Raw genomic sequence first — 12,580 nt, 5'->3', positions numbered from 1 at the left:
CGATGAACCAAAACCAAGTTTTTAAAAATTTTATCAAAAATCCAGACTTAAAGGAGTATGTGGATATCTCTGAAAATCAAATGAAGAAGATGGACTTGTTTAATCCATCTAGTGACAAATTAATAGAAGTTATTAAAACTGTTATTCTGCATACTGAGGATGAAAGCAGTATAGACCTTTCCGCAAGACGAGTAAACCAACTATTCAAAAAATAAACCTATTATGATTGTTGAATCTATATCTGTAGAAGATTTTCAGTGCTATTCAGGGAAGTTTGATAAGAATCTATTTGAGTTTAAACCGGGACTTAATGTTATTATTGGGGATAATGGGTCTGGAAAATCAAAATTGTATGATGCATTTTATTGGCTGTTGTATGATAAAGTGTTTAATTCTCAAACGCGTAGCTTTGAATCAACAAGCCATGTTGGAATAAATCTATGTTCGGATAGAGCAAAAGCCAATACGAGTGTTGGCGATAAAATATTTACAAAAGTGCAACTTGTGGTAAGTGAAAAGAAACAAAATAGCACGCGCCCTATAAAGTATCTATTAAGTCGTCAAATCGGTTTTGAACGAATTTCTAATTCCAACGATTATAACGATCCTAACAATTGGAAGGTTGATGCCAGGAGTTTAGCCTCAATCGAAAAGAACGACATTTTGAATTTTGAACCGATGAGAGAAGTTGGGGCTTTTGAAAGAATAAGCAGAAAGCTTCTACCTACAGAGATGGAACCATATTTATGGTTTCAGGGAGAGCAGGTTGACAGCCTTATTGACTTCAAAAATGAAGATTCTTTAACAAATGCGATTGATGTTCTCAGTGATATTAAAATGTATGATTTTTATATCAAAATCGCTCGGAAAGTTGCTAAACAAGCAAATGAAGCTTATAAGAGAGAAGAACGAACTAAGACCAAACTTGATACCTCAACAGAATATTTTATCAAGGATAAAGAGCGATACGAAAAACTTATTGAAAAAGAAGAAGAAAACCTTCGTCAGGTAATTGAAAATCTTGAATTTGCCGAGCAGCATAAAGAAGAATTGTTAGGGAAAATAGAAGATGCGAAGGAACTTGAACGGTTAAAAGGAGATTTGACGAATTCGGACAATAGCATTAAACGAGTTGAGGAGGAATTAAAAGATGCAAGAAAGAATTTTAATAATAATCTCTTTACCAAAAAGTGGTTACTTCGAAATGCTAGTCCATATGCTGAGAAGTTTGAGAAACTACAGCAAAAGTACGACGAAAAACGGGAAGATTTAAAACTGGAATATAAATTAGAGTTGCAGCAAGAGGAAGCCAAAAAACATCGTCTTCCAGAAAATGTACCAAACAAGACTTATCTGGAGGCAATGGTTATAGACAATACATGTTTCTTATGTAATCGGAAATTTGAAGATGGAGATGGAGGACTAACTTACATTGAGGATTTGCTAGAAAAAACAAAATCAAATAGGGTAAAGTACACTGATTTTTTAAAACAAAACCTTAAAAAGAATATTCAAGCACTATATAGCAATGCGTATCAGCTTAGTACATATTCTATTCCAAGAATCGATGAATCAATTCAGAAAGAGCTCGAAAAACTTGATTTACTTGAATTTAAATCCCAAAGTAAAAGAGATGATCGCAAGGCTATTGAAGAAAAATTAAACCATTTATTATCTACAGGTAGTATTGGAAAGGACGAGGCTCAAAATATTGTTCGCAACTTCCGGCAATATGATAATTCAAAGGACAGGTTTACAAATACCAAGTTTCAAATAGAAGCGAGACTTAAAGGATACAAAGAACAGCTTGGTAAGATTAATGAAGAGCTGAAAAAAACTGTTGGTAATGAAATTGATCCAATAATTACTGAAAAGAAAGAAGTTCTTGATGGATTCTTGCATCTAGCTCTGTCAACACGTAATATGGTGTATGAAGAACAGATAAAAAGGATTGAAGTAAAAGCCAATGAACACTTTCATAAAATGACACGTGAAAATAAGTCAGTGCAAGGTGAAATTATTTTAGAAAAGCGAGGTAAAAGTTATATGCCAAAGAATGTAGATGATAAAGGAGTAGAACTTACATCTATAAATGATTCCAATATTATCCTAATAAAACTGGCAACGATTATGGCTATTGTTTCTGCAAAAGGAGGAACAGATCTTCATCCTTTAATTTCGGATGCACCAACTTCTAAGTTTAGTGATAATTATACCATTGGTTTTTGTAAAACTCTTAGTGAAGTGTTTAATCAGAGCATTATAATTAGCTATGATTTTTTCCATAATAAAAAACTAAGAGAGAGACTATTAACTGAAGTTGATAGACTTGGGTCTGTTTATGTAATTGAACCTTCTCAACCAGAATCAAAACGCATGAATAGAATTGACTTATCTACTAATATTTCCTCATTAAACTAGTACCATGATTGATATTATTGAAGATTTAGGGCGAAAAAATCCAAGGTACTCTATGAAGTACCGAAAATTAATTGAAGGTTTTGCTCGTAAAGGAGCGATTGATTACCATGAGTCTGGAGAAAAAAGTTATGATTTAGGTAAGTTTTTTACAAACTTCTATGAATTTTACCTTTATGCTTCCTTTATTGGATTATATATTGATAATCCTCTTCCTTTAAGCAAAGATTTTGAAACAGCTACATTTAAAGTTCCAATGCGTGATTGGACTTCAAATGATTCTGCACCAACTGTGCATTACCTCTGGATGGCTACAATTGTTGAGTCCGGATTAGATTTAAATAATCTTGAAAATATGGAAGATAAGGATGTAGAGCGAGAAATGCGGGGAATCAAAGATCGAATTGAAGCTTATGCAAATGGTGGTTTTGATTTTATTACCTCAAAGGTTGATGAAAATCCAGCGTTTTTTGATGATGATGATTGTTTTGTAAAACTTTTAAAAGAAGTGGAATAAATAAACAGAAACTACTTGAAGGAGATAATTTTCTTATAAACAATATTGGCAAGTCTCGAGTCCTGAAGGGCAGAGTGGTTTGAATCTCGATCAAGTTTATAGAAAGATGCTAAATCATTAAGACTGTTTAAATTATTGGGAATTCTATTACTTTCTTTTAAGTAGAAAACTATTGATTGTATATCAATATGTCTATGATAGATTTTATTATACAATCCCATCATATTATTCAAATGACACATTCTTCTAAAGAAAGTTACATCAAAATTTATATTCCATCCAGCAAATCTGTAGTTTGTTCCCATTTCTTTAAAAAACTTGATCAAAACTTCTTTTTGTGTTGGTGCATTCATCAATGAATTTGTATTGATGCCATGAATATTTTTTGCAGAAGCACTTGTCTTTCTTTTACTTTTTGGTTTGATATAGGAATGAAACTCTTGTAAAATATCTCCCTTTTGATTTGTAAGCGTACACCCTATCTCAATAGGATTGTCTTTAAAAACATCAATGCCCGTGGTTTCAAAATCAATAAAACAAATATCCATACTAAATTTTTTCTATTCCTTTGCCTGATTTAAAAATAAAATCTAAATCTTGAGTTACCTTATTATATAAAGCGCCTTCTGTATCAGTATTTTGAGCTTTAATAGTCATTGGCACAAAATCTTTGGATTCATAATGTTTTGATGGTACGAAATAAATCAGATTATCACAAATGTAAAATGAACTATTAAATGGATATTTATTGTTTTTAAACAATTCCATTTTTCCCTTTAATTTATTCTGTTTTATAAGTTCTCCCTTTTTATTTTTTAATAGTTCAAATGATTCTGTAATCTTATTTTTTAGCTGTTCTTCACTATAATTCCACAGTTCAGCGTAGCCTAATGCGAATGGATTTTTTTCCCCCATCAATACAACTTCTAACTTAGAATCCTTTCTTGATAGTAGATCGCTAATATCTTCGGATAACGTATTTAAAATAGTACTACCATACGTTACATAAATTTTAACGTTCTTAGATTTTCTAATATCCTGCCTTAGATTTTCTATACAATCCTTAAAACTTGGATAATATTTTATAATTCCTGCTTTATAAAAATCATCTCTATACTCAATAATTTTAAGATGCTCTTTTGATATTTGATCTTTTAAAACTATTTGAAAATACAATCCAACCAAAAAACTGGAAACTAATGAGAAAAAAATTGCATTAATGATAGTTTTAAGACTATCTTCCATACAAATTACAAAGTTTAATATCAGATAAAGGATAACAAATATTAGAATTAATGTAATGTACCTATACCTTGTCAATATTTTGTAAATATCCATAATGTTAAATAAAACAATTAGCACATAATTCATCACCATCATCCAAAACATCAAGAAGCTTGTTCGATTGCGGTTTTGTAAGCTTCCTTTTTATTTTCTCAAGGTGTTCTTTCTTTATTTGGTGGATACGTTCTGGTTTAATGATGTCATCTAATGTTTCATTGTCCATCCAAGAATAGCCATCTTTCTCGTATTCTTGTGCTGCTTTAAATAGCTTTGGATGGCGTTCGTACAACCAGATCCATTCTATTTTACGCTGGTAAAAACAGAAGAAACAACCGGAACGACTACGGTTATAGGTTCCAGTTTCACCATCTACCACGTATTCAACCTTATCGTAATATCCAGGTACTTTAATTCCGTTATCCTTAAATAGCTGGAAAACACCGTTAATGTCAACACTTTTTTCATCAGTAAGCAACTCGTAGTCCTCTAATAGTGACATTGGAAGATTTGAATCTTTCATAAAGTGGAATACTGCCTTGTTGAAAGTTGTTGTATCTATATCCAAAAGGTCGTTTAGTTTTTGTGAGAAAAGGTATTTTTTAGACTGAGGAGTTTGTAAAACTTCTTCTGTTCGAGTCTTAAGCTCAGGTTTTACAAAATTAGAATAACTCTTCTCTAATTTGTCGATGGAGGTATTGTGTAGCACTTTATGCAGAACTTCAACACTCCATATGTGTCGGCGAAATGGGAAAACGGACTGTATATTAGGCTTGGTTGAAACATAACCTTCTCGGTCTTCATCCCCACGAATTCCCACATATGAGATGGCATAATCGTTACCAATCCACTTTTCAAATGGTTCTAATTTTAGTTTCTTGGTACACCACCGAGCCATCGAAGATGGCAGGAATCCATTGTATTCGTCTAAATGGTGGTCAAAAGGATTTTTATGACTGTTTAGTATATCAAGTTTTTTTATTGGTTTGCCTAAGAAGGTTTCCAATTCGGCGATGAGTTCATAAGTTTCTGCTAGCTCTTTTCCTGTGTCTGTAAAATAGTATTCTATTTTTTCCGATAAGGTTGGGTGATTCTTTTTTAAATAGATAGCAAGTGCCGCACTATCTTTTCCACCTGATATTCCTAATACATGCCTTACTTTTCTATTCATTGTCAATCTCGTCTTGTAACAGTTTAATCAGAATTGCAATGTTTTCCTGCGTGTTTCCTTTGGTAAGTATTGGTTTTATTTGCTCTTCCAATTTATGTATTTTTTTGCTTTTGCTTTTTGGTAAACGAATTAATTTGTTCTGTACTCCTTTAACAAAGGAAGTAATTTCAAGTTTAAGAACATCCTCCTTCTCTTGGTCAATATCGCGTTTACTTAAATCTGTTAAGTTGTCAAGTTCATAAACACGCTTAGGATAATTTAATGCAAACGAGCTAAAATCTTTATCGGTAAAATTATCGAGAGTTTTATTCTCAAGAGCATAAGCAACTGAACTTATCCATGATTTACGGTCATCTAAGGCAGTTACGATTCGATTATAAAATACCTTTTGTTTTGCACTTAGCTCACTTACTTTGATCTTTTTAAAACGTTCCTGTAATTTTTCCTTGTTTTCGGGAAAACTTATGTGTGTCTCTCCAATTTCAGAATTGATTATTTCTTCAATATCATTGTACAGCTTGTCCTGGGCGGCACTTAGTTCACGTGTTGCGTCTTTTAGGCGCAAGGCAAATTGCTCGATCTTTTCCTCGTCTAACAAGTCTTTTCCTGAATAACCTAGTGCACGAGGAATATCTTCAAAAAACACTTTTTCGGGATTGGTTGCATCAGCAATGGCATGCTTTAAACGGATGCTGTTTTGTGTTAGTAATTCTGTTTGTTGTACGAACGGAGTTAGCCTTTTGTAGAAACTCAAAAATGGTTTAACGGTTTCTATAAAGGTTTCACGAGTTGCAGCTTCGGTTTCAGCTTGATTTAGAAAATATCTGTATTGATTAAATAGTTTTGTCTTTTCAGGCGATAGCTTAAACGTATGGATAAAATACTTTTTTGGTTGCTTCATGGCAACATCTAAAGTATCATCAGTAATATCAGGGACAAAAGTATCTCCTTCATAAAATGCAAAGTCATGTTGCTTGATAATTAAAAATAATGGTACCCAAATTTCAATAAGCCCCATTTTTAATCCAAAAGGTTTTTGCTTTAAATTATCTACTAAGTCACTGAGTTTCCTTGGAGACTCGGCACATTCATTCAAAAATAACTCACAATATTGCCAAAGTTTTTCAAAATTGTTTTTTGTTGGTGCTCCCAATTCCCATCTGCTATTTTTCTTTCGATGAATTCCTGTGTCGGCAATTAAGGACTGATAAATAGTTCTTTGTGGAGGGAAATTATCTTTGTCGAAACCAAGAAGTTCCTCTGCGTCATTCTCTAATAAATGTGTTATAAGGGTCCTTCTAGCAGACGAAATTGTTCCCTGAACACGTTGTCTGTTGATAGATTCATTTTTGAAAGTTGGCACATCATGGTAGAAATCCTCACACATCTTCGAAAGGTGCTTGTTCAGTTCGCGTGATGATTTAAATTGTTTCTTTCTCCCTTTATAATACCAATGCACATTTGAGTTCTCGCCATAAAATCCCTCAATAAATTGCGCATTTAAGGTTTCCGTTAATGCTAGTTCGTTATCATTTAATTCTTTTTGAACAATATTATCATCTTTTGCTTGCTCTTTCACCCAGCGAACTTTCTCAATTTCATAAATTGTATCTTTAATTAGTTCACTATTGCTTAGCCATCCTACTAAAATTGGATTTTGAGCACTAGTACTCTCGCCTTTAAGCTTTTTCTCCGAAATGGAATCGTTAATGATCAGTTGAATGTAACCGTCAATTGAGTCAGTAATATCAATATCGACAAACGATTCTCTTAATTTGAATTCAAAGTAGCGTGGAGTACCTGTTTCGTAAAAAGCTTTTTTGGCTTGTAATATAGGGAATGTGAAATAGTTGTTCAATCGACTTAAGAAGTCAAAGTCTTTCGAAACTATTCGTTCTGCTTCAACTAAAGCTTGAGTGATATCAAAATCAGTTCCTTTAAACAATACGAATCTAGAACTGAAGCTTTGGTATCGTATTAGTTGTCTTCTCTCCAGTAGCTCAATAACTTTTTCTGTATCATTGATATTCAATGCGGTTAAGCCATAAGATCTCAAAAATTCTATATCGATTTTTTGTCCAGGCTTTCCAAAAATATTAAGTAGCCCAATGGTTTTTATGATTTTTAAGATGTCCTTTAACCCATCATCAAAAATAGATTCTGCTGTTAATATGGCATCTCTAATTGCTCTCCACTGTAGGTTGTGAGGATTATATTTTGATACAATACTTCCATTGAAATTGTGACTTAAGTAGTCATATACTTGTGGTAAGGCAAAAAATGGGGCTTCCTCGTTTAGGTCTTGTAGTCCCAAATAATCATCCGCCTTTAGAAAATTAAATAGTGACCTTTCATTTTGACCATATGTTTGAAAGGCGAGAATTAAGGTGGATGCCGAGAGCAAATCAAATGGGTAAATCTTTTTCGCAAATTCGATTGAGAAATAATCTTTAAGTGGAAAAGCCTTAGCATTTTGAATTGCCTTGAAAAGCTTTTTAAATTGCTCAGAACTTCCTTTAAAATCTAGCTTCAAGTTCTCAATATGTTTGGAAGCCAAATACAACAGTTGTTCTACTGGTTCATTAAATGGAACCTCGATGTATCTTCCACTAACTTTCTTCCATTCTTTTTTTTGTGATTCTGATAATTCTGCACTATAACCTTCAAACGGTTGATGCAAAGTAGTAAGAAGAATTACATCGTGCTCAGCACTATTTATCAACTCAGCTAGTTTCTGAAAGAAAAACATTTCTTTCTCAGCCGCTTGTGCGGCAGCATATTCAAGATGTTTTCCAAATTCATCAACAACCAATAGGAGCCTTTGATTCCTTTTTGTGTAGGATTTAAATATTTCATCAAGTTTCCCAAAACAATTTTCAGAACTCTTTATATCAAATGTTTCTCTTATTTGGTCTTCAAATGAGATATAATCACCAATAATAAATTCAGAAACGACTTCTTTATTACCATTTGTATATGGGAAGTGTGTTGCTTGCCCATTCAGAACCTTGTTAAAAGCCAAAATAAAAGCAGACTTACCTGTTCCATAGGCACCGATTAAACAGAAGCTTTTTATTCCATTCTCATACGATCGCAGAATAGTATTAAATGCTGCTTCTCCGTTTCGAGTAGGGATATAATCGATTGTTTGGTCCTTATCTCGAATAATATTTATTGAGGGTGAGTAATATTTAGTCGCCATAGTATTCTTTTAAAATGTCCTCTTTCTCTAGACCCTCCGGAATGTTAAGAATGACATTACCTGCAGTTTCTGAAATGAATAATCCTTCTCTTTTATTTTCTTGTTCTTTCAACTTTTTATATAGTCCTTCCCTGTTTAAACAAAATACTTTAGCAGGACAATTTTTATCAGTCAATAAGTTTCTAAATTGAATAGTTTGTCCTTTGTATCTTGATAAAATAAAGTATAATACAATATCAGATGGAAGATTGTGTCTTTCTGTAGACTCAACAGAATACCATTCAACTATTTTGTCATTTGTGTCCTTAACTTTAGAGGATTTCATCAACTCAAGTTCGAGAAATAAACTACTAACCTCATCCTCAAAGTTCTTCTTTGTATTCTTGTAATCCGGCTGGTTATAAGACTTGCACAGAACATTAATATCTTTTTCTATCGTTCCTCTATTAAATCCATTAGCACCAACTTGTCTAAAAATGGCGGACACAAAGTTTTGCAATTGTAATTTTGAAAAACTTGCTTTTTGGATCCTGAATTCATTGAAGAATAAGTTATAAAGTGTAGCATACTCGGTGGTTACCAATTCTGAATGCAACAACCAAATTGTGCCAATATCCTCCAAAAATGGATCATAACCTTCTTCATCTAATATGGTTATAGCGAATCGAGAAACTTTTCCATCTCCATCCAACAAATTCATTGCTTTCATCCAAAACTGAATGGAAGCAACCATGTTTTTTCCAACTCCTAAAATAGAAGGAGCCTCAATGGATGAGAATTTGTTCTGTTCAACAATAAAATCATAGCCTTTTTTGGGCCAAAATGTTCTACATGCAAAGGTTTCGTGTCCTGAGAATTTCAGATTCATAATAACGTTGAAATATAATTGGTAAAGTTAAAAAATCCTACTTGGTATGAAAATAAAAGTTATTAAGAGTACCGGGCTAAAACCTGCCTGGTTCTTGATGCCCCAGGGAGTTAGAGTTATTAACTTGAATATCTCGTTATGTATCTTAGATTCAGCTTAATTGGTTTAATTAAAATAACTCGCCATTTCTGACGAGTTATTTCATTTGTGCAAGAACTGCAAGAACTGCAAGAACTGCAATGATTGCATTAACACTTAATATAAATACCATTCTTTTTGGGTTGCTTCAGAAGTTCTTTCTGCTTTAATTCTTTTAAATAATTAGAAATACTTCTTTTACCATAATCCAAGATAATGGCTCCTATTACTTCAGCCTCTTTTGCCTGAAATTTTTTCGGCAAAAATTCATATAAAAGCAAAGCTCTTGAGTTCGTTTCCGTAGCTTTCGGCAAGGATCGAAACACCGCTAAAGAATGTTCTAAATAGATACTGGATAACTGAATACTTGAATTGAAATCTTTATCACAACATTTTAGTGTATCACTCAAATCATCATTATCAAAATTACGAATAATCGTGAGAACCATTGCAATCCTAAAAGTTATTAGCCCTAATCGATTAACTACACTTCTCAAATCGGTTTCATTGCCAAATGAATTACAGATTCTTTTTACCATCTTATCAAAATGTCTCACAAAAGTTTCCCCCTGCATTTCGCTTAGCGAAAAGGTAATCTGTTCCATAGATTCAAAACGTTTGTAATTATTGTAGACTACGGTTGCCAGTTTTTTGAAATAGGCGGTATAACTTACAACTCCCTCTTTCCTAAAAACATTTTTAAAGAATGGTGCTTCTTCATTCCTGAATGTATAGAATAAAATCCTGCTAAAAAGCCCATCCTCAGTACTTTTAATCAGTCCTGAAGCTTGATTTGGAGTACCGGTTAAACACATTGATATTCTCGGCAGATCAATTTCTTCGATATTTATATCTCCTTTTTCCCCCATCCTACTATACGAGATGGGCTCATGATGAAAAGCTTTTCTAATGATATCAGAATATTCACCCCATTCCTGCCCCAAAGTAGCACCCAATGTGTCAGCTTCCGTCTCACATATAATTCCTCGACCGGAATTCAAATTCAAATTTCTTTTCACGGCTGCCGCACTAGAATCTGCTGCGACGAATAGTGATCTTTGATGTTTAACCTGATTTGTATCGTCATGCAAACTTTTATTCAATTCAAACTTAGCAGTAATTTCAGAATGTATTTCTGCGGCCAAATCACGAGAGTTAATGGATGCAGATTTTCCATTTCCAGGTCCTGCTATAATAAAACAATTAAGATTTGCGAAAACATCTCTTCCATCGTATATACCATTTATTTTTGAAAAACAACCGCTTAACACAGTAAATGCACTGGTTAAAAAAATATCTTTTTCTCTATCCAAAACAAACGCAGCCACTCCCTTTTGTAGAAGATCAGGCAAGTTTTTTCGTATCTCATCCGGAATAGTTGGGGTGTTCACATCTCTTTTCCTTGCAGTCGGTGCTAAACTTGCAGAACTTGCAGTTTGCATATACGAAGTAGAGAATTTCCCATGCTCATCGGTATTTTTGTATGCACTACTAATCGTTGGCCTAATTTCCCTGTCTAATTGAGGATAGTTACTTCTAATGAAAGATTCTGCATCGTGCTTTGATTTCCCAGCACGATTAAAATTATTAGCTAGCTGATATATGTAATTATTACGGTCTCCAGCAACATATGTAATAATCTTATCGGTAAAATCAACAATATACCTAAAATCGTCCATTTCCGCTGATAAGGAGTTGTCCATGAATACGGGTGGTTCAGAAATCGACACCTGGAACTCAAGAGCATTTTCATTTATATACAGTTTTGGATCATAGGAAACAAAACATGCCCTTGAAATGTCTTTTCCTGATTGATCCACTTCAATACCTAATGCCTCTTCGTACAAAGAAGCAACTTGGTCAAATGCATACCTATGAGATTCTGAATCAGTATCAACCTTCACAAGAATTTTTACTCCTTGTCCTCCCGGACTAAGAAACGCAGCATAGGTATTCTCCATCATCCCTGCGCGATCTCGAACAAAAAGCTCATCACCTTCCAGCTTGTCAATATCAAGAATAATGACTGAATTATACGATGATAAACTATTTTCTTTTCTTCTACCATCAAAGGTTCCCGATGGAGTAAAGTGGGGGAGCTGTTTCTTCAACTCCCCGTATTCTTCTTTGTCTTTAATAGAACGTAAATGCTCTATTTCTTCTTTGAATTGGCCGTTTTTAATGGCTTTAAGTATATCCTCCAAATCAACTTCATTCCCCACGTCTCCAAAATATCCATATCTAGTTACTTTCATTTTCTGCATGTCCTCCATTTTTAGGTTTTTTGTAATGCTTCAATAAAATCAGTTCCCTTGCTTCACGGGGATACCAAATCTTATTCCCAATCTGAACGTAAGCAATTAGACCATTCTTTCGCCAATCAGAAAGCAGTCGGGGTGAAACGCCCCAGTTTCTTTCCATATCGAAATTGTCCCATAACTCCTCCTCTGGTTTAACAATAGATTTTACTATATCAACACTCTCTTTTAGCGCCTTTATTTCTTTTCTAAATTCAGAAATCTCAAAATACCAATCATGATTTAACATGTCTTACCTCCTTTAATTTTACCTTCTTCAATAATTGCGTTAATTTCTTCCAACTTATAGAACCAAATACTTCCCAGTTTATAGGCAGGGACGGTCCCATTAATCCGAAGTGTTTGTAATGTTGAATCTGCGATGTTGAGTAGATCTCTCACATCGGCGGAACGTAACCATTGAGGAGTCTCAACAATTCTCCCCGACTGATGCTCTTTTAGCATTTGTTCCATTTTCCCAAAGAATTCTTCTGGGCTAATACTTATCAGTATCATCTTTAATAAAATTTTTATGCTATGCCACATACTTTGCTTTTACAATCGTCAAAGTAGTCAGTCTGGATACGCAAGAAATGTGTTCCATACTGTACTAAGCCACATAGGTGTTCTTGTTGATGCCTTTTGGGAATTAGACATCTGGGCGGGCATTGTTTTACAAAGATAATAC

General features: G+C 33.7%; 11 protein-coding genes. 3 read left to right on the top strand and 8 right to left on the bottom strand.

Going from position 1 to position 12,580, the window contains the following annotated elements; genetic code table 11:
- The first annotated feature begins 2 nt into the window (after positions 1 to 2).
- From SLH46_RS06260 to SLH46_RS06250, 3 genes are read left to right on the top strand one after another with little or no spacing between them, the layout of a single operon-like run.
- The gene (locus SLH46_RS06260; protein WP_320280302.1) at positions 3 to 215 is read left to right on the top strand and encodes a hypothetical protein; all 213 of its coding nucleotides are present in this window, start codon (positions 3 to 5) and stop codon (positions 213 to 215) included.
- Positions 216 to 222: 7 nt separating this feature from the next.
- Positions 223 to 2,421, top strand: a complete 2,199-nt coding sequence (locus SLH46_RS06255) for an AAA family ATPase (protein ID WP_320280301.1) — start codon at positions 223 to 225, stop codon at positions 2,419 to 2,421.
- A gap of 4 nt (positions 2,422 to 2,425) precedes the next feature.
- Complete coding sequence (locus SLH46_RS06250; protein WP_320280300.1) at positions 2,426 to 2,935, top strand: hypothetical protein; 510 nt, start codon at positions 2,426 to 2,428, stop codon at positions 2,933 to 2,935.
- Between the two features lie 11 nt (positions 2,936 to 2,946).
- Here the strand turns inward: SLH46_RS06250 and SLH46_RS06245 are convergent, their stop codons facing one another.
- The 8 genes from SLH46_RS06245 to SLH46_RS06210 all read right to left on the bottom strand — a co-directional run bounded on the left by SLH46_RS06245 (position 2,947) and on the right by SLH46_RS06210 (position 12,408).
- Complete coding sequence (locus tag SLH46_RS06245) at positions 2,947 to 3,483, bottom strand: 3'-5' exonuclease (protein ID WP_320280299.1); 537 nt, start codon at positions 3,481 to 3,483, stop codon at positions 2,947 to 2,949.
- 1 nt (position 3,484) lies between these two features.
- Positions 3,485 to 4,180 carry a hypothetical protein gene (locus SLH46_RS06240; RefSeq protein ID WP_320280298.1) on the bottom strand — a complete coding sequence of 232 codons (696 nt, stop codon included), beginning with the start codon at positions 4,178 to 4,180 and terminating at the stop codon, positions 3,485 to 3,487.
- 97 nt (positions 4,181 to 4,277) lie between these two features.
- Complete coding sequence (locus tag SLH46_RS06235; protein ID WP_320280297.1) at positions 4,278 to 5,387, bottom strand: phosphoadenosine phosphosulfate reductase family protein; 1,110 nt, start codon at positions 5,385 to 5,387, stop codon at positions 4,278 to 4,280.
- Positions 5,380 to 8,589, bottom strand: a complete 3,210-nt coding sequence (locus tag SLH46_RS06230) for a hypothetical protein (protein WP_320280296.1) — start codon at positions 8,587 to 8,589, stop codon at positions 5,380 to 5,382. Before SLH46_RS06230 ends, SLH46_RS06235 begins: the two co-directional genes overlap by 8 nt.
- Positions 8,579 to 9,457 carry a DUF4007 family protein gene (locus SLH46_RS06225; RefSeq protein WP_320280295.1) on the bottom strand — a complete coding sequence of 293 codons (879 nt, stop codon included), beginning with the start codon at positions 9,455 to 9,457 and terminating at the stop codon, positions 8,579 to 8,581. Before SLH46_RS06225 ends, SLH46_RS06230 begins: the two co-directional genes overlap by 11 nt.
- Positions 9,458 to 9,705: 248 nt before the next feature.
- A complete protein-coding gene (locus SLH46_RS06220) occupies positions 9,706 to 11,859 on the bottom strand; it encodes a DUF3987 domain-containing protein (protein WP_320280294.1) in 2,154 nt (717 codons plus the stop codon).
- Positions 11,837 to 12,142 carry a hypothetical protein gene (locus SLH46_RS06215; protein WP_320280293.1) on the bottom strand — a complete coding sequence of 102 codons (306 nt, stop codon included), beginning with the start codon at positions 12,140 to 12,142 and terminating at the stop codon, positions 11,837 to 11,839. Before SLH46_RS06215 ends, SLH46_RS06220 begins: the two co-directional genes overlap by 23 nt.
- Positions 12,136 to 12,408: a helix-turn-helix domain-containing protein gene (locus SLH46_RS06210; RefSeq protein ID WP_320280292.1), complete on the bottom strand. Its 273-nt coding sequence runs from the start codon at positions 12,406 to 12,408 to the stop codon at positions 12,136 to 12,138. The genes SLH46_RS06215 and SLH46_RS06210 overlap by 7 nt, the downstream gene beginning before the upstream one ends.
- Positions 12,409 to 12,580 lie beyond the last annotated feature (172 nt).

It is taken from the genome of Draconibacterium sp. IB214405 (assembly GCF_033963885.1).
Classification (GTDB): domain Bacteria; phylum Bacteroidota; class Bacteroidia; order Bacteroidales; family Prolixibacteraceae; genus Draconibacterium.
The sequence above is the reverse complement of the archived record's forward strand: the minus strand, read 5'-3'. Positions and strand labels throughout refer to the sequence as shown.